The 21,469-nt window shown below is 55.0% G+C and carries 18 protein-coding genes, 1 tRNA gene and 1 rRNA gene; 15 read left to right on the top strand and 5 right to left on the bottom strand.

Annotated elements, in window-relative coordinates; all coding sequences use genetic code 11:
- Positions 1–90, top strand: a 5S ribosomal RNA gene (rrf, locus tag FX155_RS10640); the annotation flags it as partial.
- 215 nt (positions 91–305) lie between these two features.
- On the top strand, positions 306–506 hold the full coding sequence (locus FX155_RS10645; RefSeq protein WP_022487845.1) for a DUF2905 domain-containing protein: 201 nt from the start codon (positions 306–308) through the stop codon (positions 504–506).
- A gap of 37 nt (positions 507–543) precedes the next feature.
- Here the strand turns inward: FX155_RS10645 and FX155_RS10650 are convergent, their stop codons facing one another.
- Together FX155_RS10650 and FX155_RS10655 are read right to left on the bottom strand one after the other, a co-directional pair.
- Positions 544–1,113: an HD domain-containing protein gene (locus FX155_RS10650; RefSeq protein WP_022487844.1), complete on the bottom strand. Its 570-nt coding sequence runs from the start codon at positions 1,111–1,113 to the stop codon at positions 544–546.
- Positions 1,114–1,223: 110 nt separating this feature from the next.
- Positions 1,224–1,736: a ferritin gene (locus tag FX155_RS10655; RefSeq protein WP_022487843.1), complete on the bottom strand. Its 513-nt coding sequence runs from the start codon at positions 1,734–1,736 to the stop codon at positions 1,224–1,226.
- 121 nt (positions 1,737–1,857) lie between these two features.
- Between FX155_RS10655 and FX155_RS10660 the strand changes: the two genes are divergently transcribed.
- The 8 genes from FX155_RS10660 (at position 1,858) to FX155_RS10695 (ending at position 9,759) form a co-directional block, all read left to right on the top strand.
- Positions 1,858–2,388 (top strand): NAD(+) diphosphatase, encoded by a 531-nt coding sequence (locus tag FX155_RS10660; RefSeq protein ID WP_022487842.1) that lies wholly within the window; start codon positions 1,858–1,860, stop codon positions 2,386–2,388.
- 194 nt (positions 2,389–2,582) lie between these two features.
- Positions 2,583–4,124, top strand: coding sequence for an AbgT family transporter (locus FX155_RS10665; protein ID WP_022487841.1), 1,542 nt, complete (start codon positions 2,583–2,585; stop codon positions 4,122–4,124).
- A gap of 607 nt (positions 4,125–4,731) precedes the next feature.
- Positions 4,732–5,109 (top strand): peptidase dimerization domain-containing protein, encoded by a 378-nt coding sequence (locus tag FX155_RS10670; protein WP_022487840.1) that lies wholly within the window; start codon positions 4,732–4,734, stop codon positions 5,107–5,109.
- A complete protein-coding gene (locus tag FX155_RS10675) occupies positions 5,109–6,284 on the top strand; it encodes a M20 metallopeptidase family protein (protein ID WP_022487839.1) in 1,176 nt (391 codons plus the stop codon). The genes FX155_RS10670 and FX155_RS10675 overlap by 1 nt, the downstream gene beginning before the upstream one ends.
- 151 nt (positions 6,285–6,435) lie before the next feature.
- Positions 6,436–7,230 carry a glutamate racemase gene (gene murI / locus FX155_RS10680; RefSeq protein WP_154488664.1) on the top strand — a complete coding sequence of 265 codons (795 nt, stop codon included), beginning with the start codon at positions 6,436–6,438 and terminating at the stop codon, positions 7,228–7,230.
- Positions 7,231–7,314: 84 nt separating this feature from the next.
- Positions 7,315–7,390 (top strand) — tRNA-Thr (locus tag FX155_RS10685).
- A gap of 108 nt (positions 7,391–7,498) precedes the next feature.
- Entirely contained in the window at positions 7,499–8,413 is a 915-nt protein-coding gene (locus FX155_RS10690; RefSeq protein WP_154488665.1) for a hypothetical protein, read from the top strand.
- Entirely contained in the window at positions 8,410–9,759 is a 1,350-nt protein-coding gene (locus FX155_RS10695) for a sensor histidine kinase (protein WP_326831144.1), read from the top strand. The genes FX155_RS10690 and FX155_RS10695 overlap by 4 nt, the downstream gene beginning before the upstream one ends.
- Positions 9,760–9,840: 81 nt before the next feature.
- Here the strand turns inward: FX155_RS10695 and FX155_RS10700 are convergent, their stop codons facing one another.
- Positions 9,841–10,569: a LytR/AlgR family response regulator transcription factor gene (locus FX155_RS10700; protein WP_154488666.1), complete on the bottom strand. Its 729-nt coding sequence runs from the start codon at positions 10,567–10,569 to the stop codon at positions 9,841–9,843.
- 561 nt (positions 10,570–11,130) lie between these two features.
- Here FX155_RS10700 and FX155_RS10705 point away from each other — a divergent pair.
- Positions 11,131–16,752, top strand: a complete 5,622-nt coding sequence (locus tag FX155_RS10705) for an ESPR-type extended signal peptide-containing protein (RefSeq protein ID WP_154488667.1) — start codon at positions 11,131–11,133, stop codon at positions 16,750–16,752.
- 205 nt (positions 16,753–16,957) lie between these two features.
- Here the strand turns inward: FX155_RS10705 and mnmA are convergent, their stop codons facing one another.
- Positions 16,958–18,025 carry a tRNA 2-thiouridine(34) synthase MnmA gene (gene mnmA, locus FX155_RS10710; protein ID WP_154488668.1) on the bottom strand — a complete coding sequence of 356 codons (1,068 nt, stop codon included), beginning with the start codon at positions 18,023–18,025 and terminating at the stop codon, positions 16,958–16,960.
- Between the two features lie 15 nt (positions 18,026–18,040).
- Positions 18,041–19,192: a cysteine desulfurase family protein gene (locus FX155_RS10715; protein WP_154488669.1), complete on the bottom strand. Its 1,152-nt coding sequence runs from the start codon at positions 19,190–19,192 to the stop codon at positions 18,041–18,043.
- Between the two features lie 168 nt (positions 19,193–19,360).
- Between FX155_RS10715 and rpsF the strand changes: the two genes are divergently transcribed.
- From rpsF to FX155_RS10735, 4 genes are all read left to right on the top strand, one after another.
- Positions 19,361–19,645 carry a 30S ribosomal protein S6 gene (gene rpsF / locus FX155_RS10720; protein WP_012937438.1) on the top strand — a complete coding sequence of 95 codons (285 nt, stop codon included), beginning with the start codon at positions 19,361–19,363 and terminating at the stop codon, positions 19,643–19,645.
- A 13-nt stretch (positions 19,646–19,658) separates the two neighbouring features.
- Entirely contained in the window at positions 19,659–20,102 is a 444-nt protein-coding gene (locus FX155_RS10725) for a single-stranded DNA-binding protein (protein WP_022486623.1), read from the top strand.
- 21 nt (positions 20,103–20,123) lie between these two features.
- On the top strand, positions 20,124–20,360 hold the full coding sequence (rpsR, locus tag FX155_RS10730) for a 30S ribosomal protein S18 (RefSeq protein WP_012937440.1): 237 nt from the start codon (positions 20,124–20,126) through the stop codon (positions 20,358–20,360).
- A gap of 141 nt (positions 20,361–20,501) precedes the next feature.
- Entirely contained in the window at positions 20,502–21,458 is a 957-nt protein-coding gene (locus tag FX155_RS10735) for a YybS family protein (RefSeq protein ID WP_022486624.1), read from the top strand.
- Positions 21,459–21,469 lie beyond the last annotated feature (11 nt).

Below are 21,469 nucleotides of genomic sequence, written 5' to 3' on the forward strand. Positions count from 1 at the left end.
CCTGTTCCCATGCCGAACACAGCAGTTAAGCCCTTATACGCCGAAAGTACTCGACTGGAAACGGTCCGGGAGGATAGGGAGCTGCCGGTTAGGAAAATTCCGCATCTGATGGATGCGGAATTTTTTTGTGTCAGCGGCGGATAGATACCAGATACGGAGGCATCTGCTTTTGAATTTGCGGCCCTTTGGGCGGCCGGGACGGGCTTGCCTGCGGTGAGCCCCTGCATCGTTGGTGTTATTGATTTCAACGGAGAAACCGGGGAGAACATGGTACAATAGAAACAAAAACAACAGGGGATGAAAATATGGGAAGAATGCTGATCGGCCTGGGGCTGCTGCTGGTGGTTGCCGGCCTTGTCATGGAATTCGGGTCCAATCTGTTCCCCCTGGGCCATCTGCCCGGGGATATTCATATTACCGGCAGGCACGGGAGTTTCTATTTCCCGGTGGTCACCTGCATTGTGGTCAGTGTGGTGCTGAATGTGCTGCTGAGGTTGTTTCATTGAAACGGGAGTGTTGTACAGAATGTGCAACACTCCCGTTTCATATATTTTCTCTTATTTTTTCCCTGGTCCAAGTGTCCACTGCCTGTTTCAGTTCCTTCAGCCAGGAGGAGAACTGGACGGCTTTTTCCGGGTAGGTGAACTGGAGGTCATATTCCAGGGGCAGCCAGGTGTCCCGGTCTGATTCGTTGTGGCTGATCACCGCTTCCAGTTTGTCCAGGGCCTTGTACAGTTTGGCTTCCTGGGTTTCCTGGGCTTCCATTTCCTCCAAGAGGGCCTGCCATTCCTGCCGGTTTCCTTCCGGAAAGGCGGCCAGCCATCTGTCCCAGCAGTCCTGTTCTGCCGCCCGGTCCCGGTCCCCTTTGGCAAAGGTGGGGATGTCCCCGGTAAAGGCTTCCCCCAGGTCGTGGATCAGGCACATCCGGATCACCCGGTCCAGATCCAGCTCCCGGAATTCCGGCTCATGGGACAGCAGGAGGGCCATGAGAGCCATCCGCCAGGAATGGTCCGCCACGCTTTCCTGCCGGCCGGGAGCCGTCCAGCAGTGGCGGGTGGCGGTTTTCAGCCGGCCGGCCCGGGTGAGGATCGCAAGAAACGTTTCAGGGGACATGGAGAACCATCCTTTCTTGGTGCAGAGATGGAACCATTATAGAGCGGAACGGGTAGCAGGGTCAAATGGAAAAGGGGGTGCTGCACGTTCTGTGCAGCACCCCCTTTTTCTCAAGGCACCAGGGTCGGTGCGGCGTAGACTCTGGCCAGGAGTTCCTGGTTCAGGGCGTAGAGCCCTTTGGGGTCGCTGCCGAAAAGTTCGAATTTCTTGATCAGGTCGCTGACGTTCTTTTCTTCTTCTCCCTGTTCCTTCACGAACCAGTCGAAGAACTGCATGGTCCGGTAATCCTTGGCTTTGTCGGCGGCTGCGTAGATCTTGTTGATGCAGCCGGTGATGAACTGTTCGTGTTTCAGGGCGGCTTTCAGGGCGTCGTCCAGTTTCTTGTAGGTCATGTCCGGTTTGTCGATGGTGCCGAAGACCACCGGGGCGTCGTTGTTCTGCAGGTAGGTCCGCATGAGCATGGCATGGTCCCGTTCTTCCTGGGCCTGGATGTCGAACCAGTGGGCGAAGCCGTCCAGCCCCTTTTCCTGATAATAGTTGGCAAAATCCAGATACAGATAGGCAGAATAAAATTCCTTGGTGACCTGTTCGTTGATCAGGTCTCTGACTTTGTTGTCCAACATGGATAAAACCTCCCTTTCATTGCCTTCCATTATAGCAGGTTTGGATGGGGGCGGCGAAAAAACTTGACAGAGTTTCCCGGGTTGGGTATGCTAACCTTGTATGAACAAAGGAGGAAATCCCATGCATTTTGAATACTGTCCCACCTGCGGCTCCCGTCTCCAGCCCAAACCGGCCGGGGATGAAGGACTGGTCCCTTTCTGTCCGGTCTGCCAGCGGTACTGGTTCGATTTTTTCTACAGCTGCATCATCATCCTGCTCTGCAATGAATACGACGAAGTGGTCCTGTGCAAACAGCCCCACCTGTCCCAGAAATATGAAAGCATCACCTCCGGCTTCATTATGCCGGGAGAAACGGCGGAAGAGACCGCCCACCGGGAAGTGAAGGAGGAACTGGGGCTGACCCTGGAAAAAATGATTCCGGAAGGGACCTACTGGTTCAGCAAGGGCCAGATGCTCATGCACGGGTATCTGGGCTTTGTCCGGAAACAGCCCTTCCACCTGTCCCAGGAAGTCACCTCCGCCCACTGGGTGCCCATCCTGGACCTGCCTCAAACCGCCTATCCGGAAACCCCGGAAAATGTCATCTATCCGCTGTGGCGGAAGCTGCTGGCCCTGAAAGGAATGGCGGAACCGGGACTGGAACGGCCATAACCGAATATTAAAAGTAAAATTATAATCAAAGTTCGAAACAACATAAAATATGTATACAGTATTTTCATAGCGAAAACATGGATTTTCCATAGAAATTTGCTTATAATGAAACTATACTTTTTCCCATAAGTATTGTGTCATGCTCTCTTTATTGTACTGGAAAAAGCGAATTTCTAGGAAAGGATGTTGTTACTATGAATGGGACCCAGGAAAAGACGAAGAAAAGCCTTATGGACCGTTTCCTGAACGTCATCGAACGGGCCGGCAACAAACTGCCGGATCCGGTGTCTCTGTTTGTACTGCTGGCCATTGTGGTCATTGTGCTGTCTGCCGTATTGGGGGCGGCAGGGGTATCGGCCACCCATCCCGGCACTGGGAAGGTCATCAAGATCGTGAACCTGCTGTCGGTGGACGGCTTCCGGATGATTTGGAGTAAGGCGGTTTCCAACTTTGCCAACTTCGCTCCGCTGGCCATGGTGCTGGTGTGTGTCATCGGCTCCGGGGTGGCTGAGAAAAGCGGCTTCCTGGCGGCTTTCATGCAGAAAATGCTGGGGGATGCGGCACCGGCTGTGGTCACCTTTGTGATCATCTTCATCGGCATCAACGGCAACGTGGCCGGGGATGCGGCCTTTGTGGTGCTGCCTCCGGTGGCCGGGGTGATCTTCCTGAGCATGGGCCGGCATCCGCTGTTGGGGGTGTTCTGCGGGTTCGCCAGTGTGGCGGCCGGGTTCTGCGCCAATGTAATGCTGGGGATGAGTGATTCCCTGGCCTACGGGTTTACGGAAGCGGCGGCCAAGATGATCGACCCGTCCTACCAGCAGTCCCCTGCCATCAACTATTATTTCCTGTTTGTTTCCTGCTTCCTGCTGGCCCTGGTGGGGACCTTCGTCACGGAAAAGATCATGGCCCCCCGGTTTGCCGGCACGGATCTGACCCAGTATGAACTGGATGAATCCATTGCGGAAATGACGGACCGGAAAAAGAAGGCCGTGAACAAGGCCCTGTTGGCCGGGCTCATTACCCTTGTTGTGATCGGGCTCATGTGCGTGGGAGCGGATCCTCTCCTGGGTGATCCCAAGACCCATTCCATCATGAACCCCAAATCTCCCTTTATGACCGGCATCATCCTGATGGTGACCCTGGTGCTGTTTGTGCCCGGGGTGGTCTACGGGTTTGCTTCCGGCAAGTACAAAAACGACAAGGACATGTGGGCGGATATTTCCCAGGCTTTCAAGGACATTTCCTCCTACATTGTGCTGTGCTTCTTCTGTGCCCAGTTCACCAGCTACTTTGCCTGGTCCAACATCGGTGTGGTGCTGGCCATCAAAGGGGCAGAAGGACTGAAGGCGGCCAATATCACCGGCCTGCCCCTGATCTACGGGCTGATCGTGGTTTCCTGCATCATCAACATGTTCATCGGTTCCGCTTCCGCCAAATGGGCCATCCTGGCGCCGGTGATGGTGCCCATGATGATGCTCATGGGGTACGACCCGGCCCTGACCCAGGTGGCCTACCGGATCGGGGATTCCCTGACCAACCCTCTGTCCCCGCTGTTCTCCTATTTCCCGCTGATTTTGGGGTTTGCCCGGAAGTATGAAAAGGACATCGGCATGGGGACCATCATTGCCAACATGATTCCTTATTCCTTTGCATTCGCCATTGCCTGGGGCCTGCTTCTGGCAGCCTGGGTGCTGTTCAACCTGCCCCTGGGCCCTGGCGGGGGGATTTATCTGTAAAGGCGGTCAATGGTCAATTGTCAATGGCTGATGGAGGGAACCTGCCACGGCAGGTTCCTGGAAAGGAAACGCAGCCGTTGGCTGCTAACCCACCACCAGCCTTGCGGCTGGTCCCCCGCCCTTGAAAAGGGCGGATATACGCTCGGGCCTCTGGTCCTTGCCTGGAGCACAAGAGCGTAAGGCCGGTGTGCTATCTATCCGCCCCTTGGAAGAACGGGGGTGCATTGCCCTTGAAAAGGGCGGATATACGCCCGGGCCTCTGGTCCTTGCCTGGAGCACAAGAGCGCAAGCCCAATGTGCCATATATCTGCCTTAGCAAGGACGGGGGACCATTGCCCTTGAAAAGGGCGGATATACGCCCGGGCCTCTGGCTCTTGCCTGGAGCACAGGAGCGCAAGCCCAACGTGCCATGTATCCGCCCTTTGCAAGGGCGGGGGACCGTTGCGCTTGCGCAATGGTGGTGGGTTAGCCGCGGCCGCGGCGTCTTTGTTTAGAAGAACCCACATCTGCGGGTTCTTGCCATCGGCCGTTGACCGTTTACAGCTGACCGCTGACAAGGGTCTGCTGCTTTCTGCAGCAGACCCTCTTGTGGAAAGGACAAACGCTTATGGGTTTACTGAAAGATACGGAAAAGGAAATCGACTTTACCATTACGGTCCATGGGGTTTCGGCCCATGGATCCACGCCCCATCTGGGGAAGGATGCCATTGTGGCGGCTTCAGCGGTGATCCAGGCGGCCCAGACCCTGGTGAGCCGGGTGAACAATCCCCTGCGGCCTCTGGTCCTGGGTTTTGAAAGCGTCAAGGCCGGGAAACAGTTCAACATCGTCTGCGACAAGGTGCAGCTGACCGGCTGCCTCCGGGCCTATGACGACGAACTGCTCATGGACATGGTGGACAAACTGAAGAACCTGGTCCGGCGCACGGCAGAAACCTTTGACTGCCGCAGCGAACTGACTCTGCTGCCGGAAGGAGGCGCCTGCTGATGGATGTGAAAGCCTTGGCGGCCGGCGAAAAAGACTATATCCTGGCACAACGGCACTGGCTCCATGCCCATCCGGAACTGGGCCGGGAAGAAAAGGAAACCACCGCCCACATTGCCGCGGAACTGGAAAAAATGGGGATCCCGGTCCAGACCTTCCCGGATATCACCGGGTGCATCGGCACCATCCAGGGAGCCAAAGGCCCGGGGAAGACCCTGATGCTCCGGGCGGATATCGACGCCTTGCCCATCCAGGAAGCGGACCTGACCAAACCCTATGCCTCCCAGCATCCCGGGGTCATGCACGCCTGTGGCCACGACTGCCATACGGCCATGCTCCTGGGAGCAGCAAAAATCCTCAGCGCCCATCGGGATGCTTTTCCGGGCCAGGTGAAGCTGCTGTTCCAGATGGGGGAAGAAATCGGTACCGAATCCCGCCATTACGTGGAGAAAGGCTGTCTGGATCAGGTGGATGCCATTTTCGGCATGCACATCTGGGCCTTGCTGGACGCCGGTACCGCCAATCTGGAAGACGGGGAGCGGATGGCCTGCAGCGACCGGTTCACCATTACTCTTACCGGGAAACCGGCCCCTTCTGACGCCCCGGAACAGGGGGCGGATCCCCTGGCAGCGTCTGCCTCCGTAGTCATGGGGCTCCAGCAGCTGGTGAGCCGGCAGAACGACCCGGAAAACACCTTTGTGCTTACGGTGGGTATGATGAACAGCGAGGGGGAGAAGGGCCAGCTGGCCCGTTCTGTCCAGCTGGTGGGTACCACCCGGACCTTCAACAAAGAATTCCGGAAGACCCTGCCCCAGAAAATCGAAAAAGTGGCCCGGGCCTTTGGAGAAGGGCTGGGCTGCCAGGTGGACTGCACCTATTTCTTCGGTCCTGCCCCTCTCATCAACGAGCACAAAGACCTGAACGATTGCGGCCGGAAAGCCGTGGCCCGGATCATGGGAGAAAAAGCCCTGGTGCCCATGGAAAAACAGATGGGTGCGGAAGATTTTTCCGTGTTCATGGAAAAAGTACCCGGCGTGTTTATGTTCCTGGGAGCCCGGAACAAAGAAAAAGGCATCTGCTGCGTCCATCATCATCCCGCCTTCGAAGTGGACGAAGACGTGCTGCCTAACGGGACGGGGATAGAGGTCCAGTTTGCGCTGGAGTATTTGAATGGGTGAAAAAAGGGGCTGTTGCCGGCGCAACAACCCCGTCAGCAGTCCGCTGACAGAAAAGGGGGTATTGCACGCAATGTGCAACACCCCCTTATTCGTGGTATAATATACTTTCCTAAAGTGGTTTAACGGCACAAATACAGGCAAGGAGGGTTCCATGAACAGATTAGATCCCATTGGCGTCATTGATTCCGGGGTGGGCGGATTGACCGTCCTGAAATGGCTCCAGCAGAAAATGCCCCATGAACGGTTCATTTTTATCGGGGATACCGCCCGGACTCCCTATGGGAACCGGCCCCGGGAAGAAATCCAGCAGTTCGTCAGCGAAATGACCGCTTGGCTGAACCGGCGGAACATCAAACAGCTGGTGGTGGCCTGCAACACCATTACGGTGCTGGGCACCGACGTAATCAAAAACGGGTACGATTTTTCCGTGATCGGCATGAAAAAAGGCGCCCATATGGTGGAAGGGGTCACAAAGAACAAACGGGTGGGCTTTCTGGCCACCGATTTCACCGTGGCTTCCGGGGCCCATAAAAAGGAAATCCAGGAAATGGATCCGGAAATCCAGGTGTTCGGCCAGGGGTGCCCCAAATTCGTTCCCCTGATCGAAGGAGAAAAATTCGGCAGCCCGGAACTGGCGGCGGCCATCAAGGAATATACGGACAAGCTGAAGGAACATAAGGTGGATACGGTGATGCTGTCCTGCACCCATTATCCCTTTGTGGAAAAGGAAATCCGGGAAGCCTTTGGACCCGGGGTCACCATCCTGGATCCGGCGGAACGGACGGTCCAGGCAGCCATGGAAGACCTGAAAGCCCGCCATCTGGACCGGGAAGTGGGCCTGGGCCGGGCAGAAGTATGTTTCACCGCCGACCTGGAAAGAGGCAAGCGTCTGGCAGCCCGGATGCTGGATATGAACCAGTGTGATTTCCGACTGATCCAGTTGTAAAAGCGGTCAATGGTCAATGGCTGTTGCCTGTGCAACAGCCTCTTGAACAATCCCCGGGGATATGATATAATTTCCCTGTTCAATGCTACTGTAGCTCAGCTGGTAGAGCATCTCATTCGTAATGAGAGGGTCGTAGGTTCGAATCCTATCAGTAGCTCCAATAGACCAGATCGGCCCGTCACTTTGGTGGCGGGCTTTTTTTGTGTTTGACATCTTTTTCTCTTTTCGTCATAATTACAATTAATGAATTCCGGAGGTGATTTCTGCCATGGGTTATGCTTTTGCCACTGTATTCCTGTTCTGTTTTTCCCTGCTGCCTCCGGCTTATCTCCGGTACTATCCCTTCCGGTCCGTGGCTGGTCCCCACCGGCGGAAGGTGCTGCTCCTGGGACATCTGTGGATCTTTTTCCTGGAATTCCTGCTCCTGGCGGCTCTTTTCAGCCGGGGGTCCCTGAAAATGGAAAGCGGCATGTTCCAGTTCCTGTACCTGTTCTGCTATCTGCCCCATTTGCTTCTCCTGGTGTTCACCATCCGGCCGTTCTGGTTCCGGCATCTGTTTGTGCTGGGGCTCCAGGCCATCTATATGATCTTTGTTCATATCCTGTCCCTGGAAGCCTTCAAGCTGTTCCTGCCCGATTCCTGGCACATTGGCCGGGTACTGCCTTATTTCATCATCTATCTGGTCCTGTTCCTTCTGGGGATGCCCCTGGCCCTGAAAATCATCGGGCGGCTGTTCACCCCGGAACAGCTCACGTCTCCCCGGTCCGCCTTCTGGCCTTACCTGGGGCCTGTGCCTCTGCTGCTGTGCTACTACCATGCCAACCAGGGGTATTTCATCCTGAACCCCCGGGATCTGTTCCAGCCGGGACTCCAGATCTATACCCTGATCACCCTGGGGATGCTGATGCTGGTGGCTTTGTTCCTGGTCCTGACCATCCGGGGCGAGCTGGAGCAGGTGCAGAAAATGTTCCAGCTGAAAGAACAGAATCTCCAGCTCCAGGGACGGCTCAATGACATCAACAGTTACGCCGTTTCCCTGCGGAAAGAACAGCAGGAACTGGCCATTCTCCGCCATGACAGTCGGCATCAGCTGCGGATGCTGGCGGAACTGGCGGAAAACGGGGAATTTGAAGAAGCGGAAAAACACCTGCTGAAGCTGCGGAAAGAGGTGGCGGACAAGTGACTCCCATCCTGGAAACCACGGCTGTGTCCCTGGTCTACATCCTGGTGCTCCAGCCCTTCTATCTGCTGGAGATTCTGCCCTTCTGGGGATTTCTGGAGGAAGAAAAGAAAAAGCCCTTCTGCCGGGCCTGGGTGGTCCTGGCGGTGGCGGAAACGGCCCTGACAGTGGGGCTGGTCCGGTCCGGACTGTTCCCTTCTGTCTCTGCCGCCTACTGGGCCATAGGGTACCTTATATGGATCCCCCAGTTCCTGCTGTGCTTCTGGGTCACCCGGAAGTACTGGGTGGGCCATCTGTTCATCCTTTCCTTCCGGATCCTGTTTTCCAGCTGTTTTTATACCTTTCTCCGTCACTTTTTCCTGTATTTCTGGCCGGCAAGTGAATTTGCTTCCATGTATTTCTGGCAGATCCTGTTCTATGGGGGAGAATGCCTGATCGCCTTCCCCGTCCTTCTCCGGTTCTTTACCCGCACCTTCAGCCATTTCCAGGAAGCGGTCACCCGCCGGTTCTGGCGGAGCACCACCATCATCCCCATGCTGCTGGCGGTGGATACTCTGTATGTGAGTGTGTATGATTCCCAGGAACGGTATTTCGATCTGATGGGTGCCCGGATCCTGCTGCTGATCGTAGTGCTCCTGATGATGGTTGCCATCCGCCGGGGCCAGCAGGAAGTGTATGATGAGATCAGCGCTTACGAGGAAAAGTACCAGCTCCAGCAGCAGGTGGTGTCCGCAGCCAACTATGTAAAGATGTCAAAAGAATCCCGGCAGCGGCTGGAAGCCATCTACCGGGAAAAACGGGATCATATCGACCAGCTGCTGGATCTGGTCCGGCAAAAGGACCGGGTGGGGGTGCTGACTTATATCGAAGAACTGGGAGAAGAATTCAACAGCACCAAGCTGCCCCAGTACTGCCAGAATCCCCTGATCAATGCGGCCCTTACGGTGTATCTGTCCCGGGCCCGGGAAGAAGGGATTCCCATCACCGTGTCCGTGGACCTGCCCCAGGACCTTACCTGCAGCGGGGATCTGTCCATTGTGCTGTCCAACCTGGTGGAAAACGCCCTGATCGCCAGCAGGAAGCAGCCGGAAGACCGGCGGAACATCACCGTACTGGCCCGGCGTCAGGGGGACATGCTGAACATTTTGGTGAAGAACCTGTTCGATGCCCCGGTGGCCCTGGACGAAGAGGGCCTGCCGGTGACCAAAGTAAAAGGCCACGGCATCGGCATGAAATCCCTGGCCCGGTTCCGGGACAAATACAGAGCCAGTGTCCTCTGTCAGCAAAAAGAAGGCTGGTTCCTCACCTATCTCCAGGTGGATATGGGAGCGAAGGGAGTGGGGGATTAGGGGGCTGCGACTCAAAGCCCGCGACCCGCGACCAAAGGGGCTGTGAAGAAATGAAAATCTCATTTCTTCACAGCCCCTTTTTCACTTCGTCCCAAACATATACTGGAAATACTGCTCCTGGAACTCCCGGTACTTCCGCTTTCCCAGGGGAATCTGATGGCCCTGGATCTCTACGTAATCGGTTTTGATCAGGTGGATGGCGCCCAGGTTCACCAGATAGCCTTTGTTGGGGGATACGAACTGACCAGGGGCGATTTTGTCCAGATCCGCCTTCATGTCCTGGCCGGATTTCCGGGTTTCCAGGGTACTGCCGTCAGCCAGGTATACCTCCAGCACATGGCCGTGACTTTCCAGGAACAGGATCTGGGCGATTTCTTCCACCCGGACGCCTCCGCCCACCAGCCGGAAGATCACCTTGGCGCTGTTTCGCTGGCGGATGTAGGCAATGGCCCGGTCCATGGCCTTGGCGAACTGGGCCTGGGTAAAGGGCTTCAGGAGATAATCCGTGGCTTTCACCTCAAAAGCTTCCACGGCAAATTCGTCGCTGGTGGTGAGAAAAATGATTTCCGCCCGGCTGTGGTGGTCCCGGAGCTCCCGGGCCACATCGGTGCCCAAAATCCCGGGCATGCACACATCCAGCAGCACAATATCGAACAGGGCCCCCTTGTCCACCGCTTCCACAAAGGCAAAAGCGTTTTCAAAGGTCTGGCAGCTCATATTTTCTTTGCGGTTCTGGAAGTATTTCTCTGCAGCTTCCCGGATCTTCTGGATCTGGTCCTGCTGATCATCACAAATGGCAATATGCAGCATGCTGTTCACTTCCTTTCTATGGGTCTGTATCGATCTACTCATCTCTATTATACCCAGTCCGGACAGTCCTGGAAAATCTCCGCCCTGAAAGGGCGGTTTTTTTGCATGAAAAGAAGATTAAAATGTCTTTGAATCAAGAACAAAGAAAAAGAAAAATCAGAAAAATATTTTCAGGACAAAAAATGACCCTTTCGTGATTTTCGAAAAAAAAGTTTTGAAATCCATGATATGCTTTAGCAGAACAAAGAGAAAGAAGTTCCGGACGCGGAGCTTCTTTCTCCAGGCAATACACCGGATTCCTGTATAAAGTTCCAAGTAACTCAAATGAGAACGATTCAAGAAAACTGAAGAGTGAAGTAAATTGTATTGTATATACGGACGAACGTTCTTATACAAAAGTATACTCCGGAAATTCAAAAGAGCATACCAAGGGATAATTGGAAATTTCAGGGATTTTGGTAAACTGAAGGTAACGGGGAGACCAAAGCGCGCATGGGAAACCCACCAAAAGATGCATGAAAATGAAAAAACAGGAGAGTTCAAGAAAAGGGGTGTGGCTTTATGAACAGGATTTATAAAGTGATCTGGAACAAAACACGGGGCATGTACATGGTGGTTTCCGAACTGGCCAAAGGCCAGTCCAAAGACGGACGCCGTGCCGTGGGACGGAAGAAAGTGGCACAGACCGCTGCGGCTCTGGCCGTGTTTTTCAGTATTGTCTCTATGGGAGGGACGTCTTTTGCGGCGGATGGCACCACGAAGGTTGAATCGTCGACTTCCGGTACGGCGGTAGAAGTCTATACCAAGAATGGCACGGATGCGCAGATTGAGGCAGCCAGAAAATATACGTATCGTAAAGCGGCTGAACTGGATAAAAAATTAACGGACCAGAAGACCAGCACGGCCCTTCATATTTCCAGCACTGGCGATTTGATTGTAGGCACTAAAGAAAATCAGACAGTCAAAGACATGGAAATCCGTGGAAAATTGACTTCTGGAAGCCTTTCTACTGGTGATATCACCTCTACGGGTGATGTGACTGTAACAGGTAAGGTGGCTGCAGATGGTGTGACCGACGAAACTACCAAAGACGGTACCTATATCAAACAAAACAATACGGTAGGAAATAACCTGGTCAGCCTGGATAAACAAGTCAAGGCCAATGATGACCGGATCACCGCTGTGAAGGAATATCTGCAGAAGGAAGCTGCGGATACCTATGTTAGCAAGAACGATGCCGCCGTACAGGATGGGGCTGTTGTGAAAGCCGCCAACACCATCGGCGACAATGTGACCAAACTGGATGCTGCCCTGGCCAAAGAAACGGCTGCCCGTCTTGGCGCCGATGCAGCACAAGATAAGGTGATCCAGCAAGTCAATGAAAATGCGTCCCAAGGGATTGCCACCCTGGCTACGGCTTACCAAAATGAAGCGGCGGCCCGAGAAGCCAAGGATAATGAACTGAACGAACGGATTACGAACGAAGCCAATGCGATCCACGAAACGACGAAACAGCTGCAGACTGACCTGAATACGGAAACGACCGCCCGTGAAACCGCCGATGCGGCTCTGGATACCCGGATCACCAATGTGAAGGAATATCTGGAGAAACAGACTTCTGACAATTATGTAAGCAAGGCCGATGCCGCCGTACAGGATGGGGCCGTTGTGAAAGCGGCCAACACCATTGGCGAAAACGTGGCTAACCTGGATGCCGCTCTGGATGCGGAAAAAAATGCTCGCATTTGGGCAGATAAAACCCAAGACAAGGTGATTCAGCAGGTCAACCAGAATATGGTGGATGGGTTCAATACCATCAACAAGAATATGGCTGATGGATTCACGGCCCTGAACCAGGCAGATGCCAAGGAAGCCCAGGAACGGGCAGCCGCTGATGCAGCACTGGATGATAAGATTACGGCAGAAACTTCGGCCCGTGTGGCAGCAGATACCAAACTGGTGGAAGCCGTCAATAGCGGACTGAGCCTGAGCGATGACAATGTTCTGCAAAAGAATACCACTACCATTGACGCCCAGGGCAACGTGACCACCTCCAAGACCGATGCCAACAAAATGATCCTGAACAAGGGCAGGGACAACCAGATCACCCTGAACGAAAAGGGAATCAAGGTTGGCACCAACAGCACGGTGGTGGATAAAGACGGTGTCTACACCGGCGGCGACGACTATACGGCAGCCAAAGCAGCCCTTAAGTCGGATGGCTCCATCAAAGGCGCTGATGGCAAGTTTACCGTGGATGGTACAAACGGCAACGTAAACACAAATGGCAGTTTAACTGCTACTTCCGGAAAGATTGGTAATGTGAGCATGTCTACTGATGGTACCATGACCGGCGTGAAAGACCTGACTGCTTCCGGAAAGATTACTGCTGATAGCTTTACTGATGGTACAGCCACCATGTCCAATGGCAGCCTCAATGGTGTGAACCAGATCAATGCCACTGGGAATATTGTTACCACTGGCAATATGAAGGCCCATGATATCACTGCAGAGGGCACGATTAAAGGTGAGACCATTAACGGGACCACGGGTACCTTTGGCTCCCTGTCTACCACCGGCAATGCATCTGTAGGCGGAACCCTGACAACCAATGGCATTACCAACACCGGCAATACCACTACCGATACCCTCGCTGTCAATCATAATGCTACGGTAGGCGGCAACTTAAGCGTTACAGGGGATATAACCGGCAAGAGCCTGAACGTTGGCACCGGCAGCATCTCCGGCGGACAGATTACTGGTACTGGACTGGATGTAGGAGCGGGAACCATAAAAACTACCGGCGCAACGGAAACGGGAACGCTGAAAACCACTGGCAAAGCTGAAATCGGCGGCGACCTGTCCGTTGCCGGCAATACGGAAATGAAAGGCAACCTGGATGTGAAGGGCGACCTTTCTGTAGAAGGCGAATTCAATGCCAATACGCTCTCCAGCAAACTGGATGAAAACAACTACACCACCATCAATGGCGGCAAGACCCAGTCCAAAAATCTGAAAATGGATACGGCAACGGGCGAAACCAAGGCCAGTGCTTCTACCTTCGATGAAACTGGCAGCAATCTGTGGGCCAAGGACGATGAATCCATCGGCAAGAGCACCGTTACTGCCGACAGCATCAGCCAGAAACTTTCTGATACCGGTGACAACCCGACGGCGTATGCAGAATCCGCCATGAGCCAGGGGACGGACAACAAGTACACCATGACCGATACCGTAAAGGACGGGGACAAGACCAACGTGGCTTCCCAGTCTGCAGCGGAATCCAGTGATGTAATCACCGAAGGTTCCGACGACTCCGCCAAGACCTCTACTTTCCGGCAGAGAATCGATCAGATCCTGCAGGAAATCAAAACTTCTGATGAAATTTATTCCAAGATCGATCAAACTGTGAATAAAACGAATAGCACGGTGAGGGACGGCGCCAACAGCACCTCGGTAGAACAGGGGACTCAGGATATCACTCATACGGCGGAACAGGGAACCATTTCCAATATCGCCAAAGACCTGGTGAACACAGCCTCCGGAAACATGATCAATACGGTAGGCGGAAACCAGACCACGACCGTAACTGGTGACAGCAGCCTGAAGGCAGAAAACATCACCAACGAAGCGAAGAACAAGATTACCAACAAGGCTATCGATGTGGAAACCGATGCTACCAGCTCCATCGTACAGAAAGTGACGAACGATGCCGGTTCCAATACTTCTACCCAGCTGTCTTATCAGACTAAAGAAGAAATGAGCCAGGCTGATGGCAAGACTGCTTCCTATCTCCGCGGTGCAGCCGAAGAAAAATCCCAGCTGATTGATGGTAGCCAGAAGACCACCGTCGACACCATTGCCGGTCAGACCAATACCAACATTACGGATGGAACCAATACATCCAACGACCTGCAGAAAGCAGATCAGATCGCTTCCTCCGTAACCGACGGTACCAATACCACCGTGGTGAACCAGGATGCCATGAGCCTGGCCTCCTCCATCACTGACGGGACCAAGGCCAACAACACCAACAGCACTGTAGACAAATCGGAACAGCTGATCAAAGCCAGCGATACCCAGTACAGCGCTACGTCTAAGACAGCTACTAAGATGGAAGATGCCCTGGTAAGCGGCGGCAGTGTCATCGACGTTATCAAGAACCTCGACGATGCAGCCAACCCGTTCATCGGCAGCGCCGTAACGGATGGCACCAACATCACTGGCGTCACCCAGACGGCAAAAGATATCACCAACACGGCTAAGAACGGTACGATCGCCAATGAGGCCAAGGATATCACCAACAACGCTACGGAAAATATGACCAACACGGTTGGCAAAGATCTGACCACGACTGTGGGCGGCGAAATGAAGACCACTGTCACTGGCGATGTGACAGAAGACTACAAAGCCAACCTGAGCACCACGGTAGGCGGAAACCAGACCACGACCGTAACCGGTGACAGCAGCCTGACGGCAGAAAACATCACCAATAAGGCAACGAAAAAACTGTCCAACGCTGCAGCAAAAATCGAAAACAGTGCTTCTACCTCTATCACCGACAAAGTAGGTGACAATGTAGAGCGGACCATGACCACCAAGAAGATTTCCGAATCTGTGAAGGATGGTACCAAGAGCAACTCCTTCAGCAAGACCGCTGAAAAGGATATCAACATCATCACCGATGGCACCAATACCAGCACTTTGAGCCAGCTGGCCGACAGTGTAAATACATCCCTCAAGAACGGAACCCAGTCGCTCAACAATAAGAAGACCGTGACCGAGGATGTAACCAAGGTGACTGACGAGAACACCGGCGACTTCTCCAGCAGCAGCCAGAAGGCCGACGGCTTCACCAGCCAGGTGAAGAATGGCAGCGGCGGATCCAACACGGTGACGGATACGGCGACCACTTCGGAACAGAGACTGGTCAGCGGGAACATCATCGACATCCTGAAGGATGCGGAAAACGGGTATGTGAATACCACCGTAAGCTCTGGGACTGGCGACGATGCTACCAAGACCAGCGTGACCACCACGGACGCCGGGACCACCTTTGAAAATACCGAGCATGCAGCGGCTATTGGAGAAGGATCCATCAAGCAAACCACCATTTCCGGGAACACTCTGGAAACCGGCAAGGCAACGGCGGATTATGTGGAAGTGAACAAGGACCTGACCGTCAAGGGAGATTCCGATCTTCAGGGCAATGTCACGGTAGGCAAAGACCTGAACGTGAAGGGCAGCACCAAGTTGGATGGCACCCTGGAAGTTGGCGGCAAGTCCACCTTCAAGGATGACGTCACCATGGAAAAGGATCTCTCTGTAGGCGGCAATGCCACTGTGACCGGCGATGTAACGGCCAAGTCCTACAAGGTAGGGGACAAGACCTACATTAACGAAAACGGCATCAATGCCAACGGCCAGAAGATCACCAACGTGGCGGACGGGACCATTGCTGAAGACAGCACCGATGCGGTGAACGGCGGACAGCTCAATGCCACCAACCAGCGTGTGACCACCGTGGAAAACCGGATGGATGGGGTAGAAAACCGTATGGACCGGGTAGAAAACCGGGTGGACAACCTGGATAACCGGATCGACAAGGTAGGGGCCAGCGCAGCGGCTATGGCAAACCTGCACCCCATGGACTTCGATGAGGATTCCAAGGTCAGCGTGGCAGCGGCTGTGGGCAACTACCGCAGTGAAACTGCCGGGGCCCTGGGCGTGTTCTACCGGCCTACGGACCGGGTGATGCTGAATGTTTCCACCAGCTTCGGCAATGGGGAAAACATGATCGGCGGCGGCGTGTCCTTCAAGCTGGGCAAGAGCAGCAAGCGGCTGGAAAAGGCGGAAGCCACCAATGCCGCTCTGGCCAAACAGGTGACCAACCTGCAGAATCGGCTGGATGCCCTGCTGGGCGTGCTGAACCCCAGCCTGTCCAAGGACTTCCCGGATGTACCGGCCAACCACTGGGCCTACGAAGCCGTAAGCCGGCTGGCAGGGAATGATATCATCCAGGGATACGAAGACGGCAAGTATCACGGCGAACGGACCATGACCCGGTATGAAATGGCCGAAATCATCTACAACGCCCTGTCCAAAGGGGCCAAGGCGGAAGCCAAACTGGTAGAAGAATTCCGGCCTGAACTCCAGGCAATGGCTGCCCAGAGAAAAGCGTAACCGTCTCCCCGGATGGATTGCACACACCCCCTCTGGAGCAGAACCATAAAGCAAAAAACCACCCCGCGCATTGCGCGGGGTGGTTTTTTGTGGCTGCCGATGGTCAATGGCCAAAGGATGGAATGAAAATGAACCCTTCCCGGCCTCCGGTCGGGCATATCTTCCTCAAAAAAACAGGCCCCGGCCGGGACCTGTTTTTCTTTTTTTATTCTACAATAGTCCCTCCCCCCAGGACCACTTCTCCGTCGTACAATACGGCGGCCTGGCCGGGGGTGATGGCTCTTTGGGGTTCGTCGAACCGGACGGTAAAAGTATCCTTGCCGGTGGGGGTTACGGCGGCGGGCTGGGCTTCCTGGCGGTACCGGACTTTCACCTGGCACCGGACGGGGCCTTCCGGCACTTCTCCGCTGATCCAGTTGGCATCCCGGACCTTTGCCTCCCGGCTGAACAGGGCTTCACTGGGGCCTACGATCACGGCGTTCTTTGCCGGGTCGATCTTCACCACATACAGGGGATAATCGGGCTGGTTCAGCCCCAGCTTCTTGTGCTGGCCCAGGGTGTAATAGATGATCCCTTTGTGCTGGCCGATCACTTTTCCTTCCAGATCCAGAAAGGGACCCGGCTGAGGCTTGTAGTCCAGAATCCGCTGGACTGCATCGGTGTACTGGCCGTTGGGCACGAAACAGATGTCCTGGCTGTCCGGCTTCTGGGAATTGATGAACCCGTTTTCCGCGGCGATTTCCCGGGTATGGGTCTTGTGGTATCCCCCCAGGGGGAACCGGGTGTGGGCCAGCTGGTCCTGGGTCAGGCTGTAGAGCACATAGCTCTGGTCCTTGGCCGGGTCCGTGGCCCGGAGCAGCTGGTACTTCCCTTCCGGGGTCTTCCGGATCCGGGCGTAATGGCCGGTGACCACACAGTCGCAGCCCAGTTCCAGGGCCCGCTGGTACAGGGCGCCGAACTTCAGGAACCGGTTGCAGTCGATGCAGGGGTTGGGGGTGTGGCCCAGGGTGTAGCTCCGGGCGAATTTTTCCATTACGTCTTTTTTGAATTCTTCCGTGTAGTTGAACACGTAATAGGGCATATGGAGCCGGGCGGCCACGCTCCGGGCGTCTTCCACGTCGCTGAGGCTGCAGCAGGTTTTGGAACTGCAGCCGGCGTCCGGGTTGTTGTACAGCTTCATGGTGCAGCCGATGCAGTCATACCCTGCATCCTGCATGAGTTTTGCGGCTACGGAGCTGTCCACTCCGCCGCTCATGGCGATCAGTGCTTTCATGATGCATCCTTTCTGTTACAGCCGGTGTTCCAGCTGCCGGAGCCGCTGGACTTCCCGGATAAGGGTCTGGGCCGTATAGTCCACCTGTTCCCGGGTAATGTCATCCCCCAGGGAGAACCGGAGGGAAGATCTGGCTTCTTCCGGAGTGCAGCCCAGGGCCAGGAGCACATGGCTGGGTTCCGGAGAGCCGGAGGCACAGGCGGACCCGGCGGAAACGCAGATGTCGGCCATGCCCAGCAACGGAAGCAGGGCTTCGGCAGGGACTCCGTCAAAGGCCATGTTCAGGTGGCCGGGGAGCCGGGGCACCTGGCCGCTGTGGACCCGGGTGCCGCCCAGGGCCAGGAGCTTTGCTTCCAGGGCGTCCCGGGCTTCTGCCATCTTCCGGGCGTTGGCATCCAGATTATTCACCGCTTCTTCCAGGGCGGCGGCCATGCCCACGATGCCGGGGACGTTTTCCGTGCCGGCCCTTTTCCCCCGTTCCTGTTCTCCTCCGAAAATCAGGCTTTCCAATTCAATGCCTTGCTTGGTAAAAAGGAAACCGACTCCTTTAGGTCCGTGGAATTTATGGGCGGAACCAGACAGGAAGTCGATGTTCCCGGCTTCCAGGGTCACCGGCACATGGCCCAGGGCTTGGACCCCGTCGGTGTGGAACAGGGCTCCCTGTTCATGGGCCAGGGCGGCCAGCTCCCTGATGGGCTGGAGGGCGCCGGTTTCGTTGTTGGCGGTCATGACGGATACCAGGGCGGTTTCCGGGGTCAGGGCCCGGGACAGGGTGTCCGGTTCCACCTGGCCTTCCTGGTTGACCGGCAGCAGGGTCACGGCAAAGCCTTCCTTCTGGAGGGCCTCCAGGGTGTGGAGGATGGCGTGGTGCTCAATGGCACTGGCGATAAGATGGGTGCGGCCGTGCTTCTTTCCCCAGGCAGCGGCGGTCCGTAGGGCCTGGTTGTCGCTTTCGCTGCCCCCGGAGGTGAAGGTGATTTCCCGGGGCCGGCAGCCCAGCAGCCGGGCGATGGTTTCCCGGGAGCCGATCAGGGCCCGGGAGGCTTCCTGCCCCAGGGGATAGGTGCTGGAGGGGTTGCCGTACTGTTCTGTAAAATAAGGCAGCATGGCCTCCAGGACCTTGGGCAGGACCCGGGTGGTGGCTGCGTTGTCGGCATAGACGAACATGGTGGTGCTCCTTTGTGAATTGATATCATATTATTATACTACAGAAAAGATTCCTTTTCCTTCTTGCATTTATTCTTTTCCCATGCTATACTTTTAAGGCTGTATATATTATATATACTTCTTCTGCCCTCATGGTAGAGGAGCAAATCCAAAGGAGGAGGTGATTTCGTGAATAACTACGAAGTCATGTACATCGTTAAACCGGTAGAAGAGGACGCTTTCAACGCTGTTGTAAAGAAGTTCGATGACCTGCTGGTGGCTAACGGCGCTACGATCGAAAAAACCGATAAGTGGGGCAAAAAACGTTTGGCATATGCTATTCAGGACTTCAATGATGGTCTGTATGTTCTGACCACGTTTGCCGCTGAACCTGCAGCCGTAAAGGAACTGGACCGTGTGATGAAGATTACCGACGATATCCTGCGTCACATGATCATTCGCAAAGGCGAATAAGGAGGCTGGGTGTATGAATCGCATTATCTTGTTGGGCCGTCTCGTACGGGATCCGGAAGTCCGGGTTACACCTACGGAAAAAACGGTCTGCACCTTTACTCTGGCAGTTGACCGTCCCTTCGCTTCGAAGAACGGCCAGCGGGAAGCGGATTTTATCAACATTGTAACGTGGAATAAAACCGCTGAATTATGTGGGAACAGTTTGACCAAGGGTCAGAGAGCTCTGGTGGAAGGGCGTCTGCAGATCCGCAGCTACGATGGAAAAGACGGGAACAAGCATTACATGACGGAAGTCATTGCGGACCGTGTGGAATTCATCGAACGGAAAGGCTCCGGCAGTCCTGCCGCAGGCCAGCAGAATCCTCCATCCCAGAATCAGTCCTCTCAGGGCGGCTCCGCCGGTCCCATGGGTGGCTTTGGCTCTGAAGTAGGTTTTGACGAAGAGATCCCATTTTAAAAGGGAGGATAGAGAATAGCTATGATGAAGCGTGAAAGAGGTAACCGGAGACCCAGAAGAAAAGTTTGCTCCTTCTGCGTCGACAAAGTCCAGGAAATCGATTATAAAGATGCAGCCAAGCTGCGGAAGTTCATCACCGAACGGGGCAAGATCCTGCCTCGCCGGATTTCCGGCACCTGTGCAAAACATCAGCGTCAGCTGACTATTGCCATCAAACGTGCCAGAAACGTTGCACTGCTGCCGTTTACGGCTGAATAAGCTGGATGACAGAGACAGACCCTTTCGGGGGTCTGTCTTTTTTTTGTCAAATATTGTAAAATAGTAGGGAAACGCTCTCTTGGTTGTCAATGGCCAATAGTCAATGGCCGAAGGAAACTATCATCATGGAGGAATATCGCTTTGCATTACCATAAAACTTCTTCGCTGGTGGAATCCGGCATTTTGGCGGCGGTGGCCGTGCTTTTTACCCTGGTGGGGAACTACATCCCGGTGCTGGACATCATCGTGAGCATCCTGTGGCCTCTGCCCATCATCCTTTGCGGCCGGCGGAACGGGCTGAAATGGAGCATCCTGTGCCTGCTGGTCACCGGGTGTGTGGTGGCGGTGCTGCTGTCTCCTCTCCAGGCTCTGACCCAGTGCCTGATTTTGGGGCTCATCGGCCTGTTCATGGGCTATGCCATGGAAAAACAGATGACGCCCACCCAGACCCTGCTCATGGGGAGCCTGGGGGCCCTCCTTTCCACGGTGCTCAGTGCCCTGGCAGCCTATTTCTTCATGCATGTGAATGTAATCGAAGTGTTCTTCCAGTCCATTGACGAATCGGTGAACATGAGCAGCGAGATTTTCCAGACCCTGGGGATGAACGGGCTCACGGACACCCAGCTGGCCCAGCTGAAAAAGATGTTCGAACTGATCCTGCCGGCCGGGGTGCTGCTCAGCGCGCCCATTACCGCCATTGCCAACTACTGGGCGGCCCGGAAGATCCTGGGACGGATGGGGGATTACTACCCCTGGTTCCCGCCTTTTTCCCTGTGGAAGCTGCCCAAATGGCTGCTCCTGCCCTATGGCATCGGGATGATGCTGATCTTCTTCGGCCAGAACTATCAGGATTCCCTGGTGTACCGGGGCGGGTACACCCTGTATATGATGATGAACATGCTGCTCCTGGTCCAGGGGCTGAGCCTGATCCGCTGGTATGTGGAATACCGCCATTATCCCCGGATCCTGCTGCCGCTGAGTCTGCTGCTGACCTTCACCCTGCCCATCGCCTCCCAGCTGGTGGTGGTGCTGGGGGCCTATGAAATGGTCTTCGATCTCCGGAAGATCCGGAAGCCAGGGGCCAAAAAGCCTGAATAGAGGGGGATAGT

Source organism: Acidaminococcus fermentans, from assembly GCF_009696675.1.
Lineage (GTDB): Bacteria > Bacillota > Negativicutes > Acidaminococcales > Acidaminococcaceae > Acidaminococcus.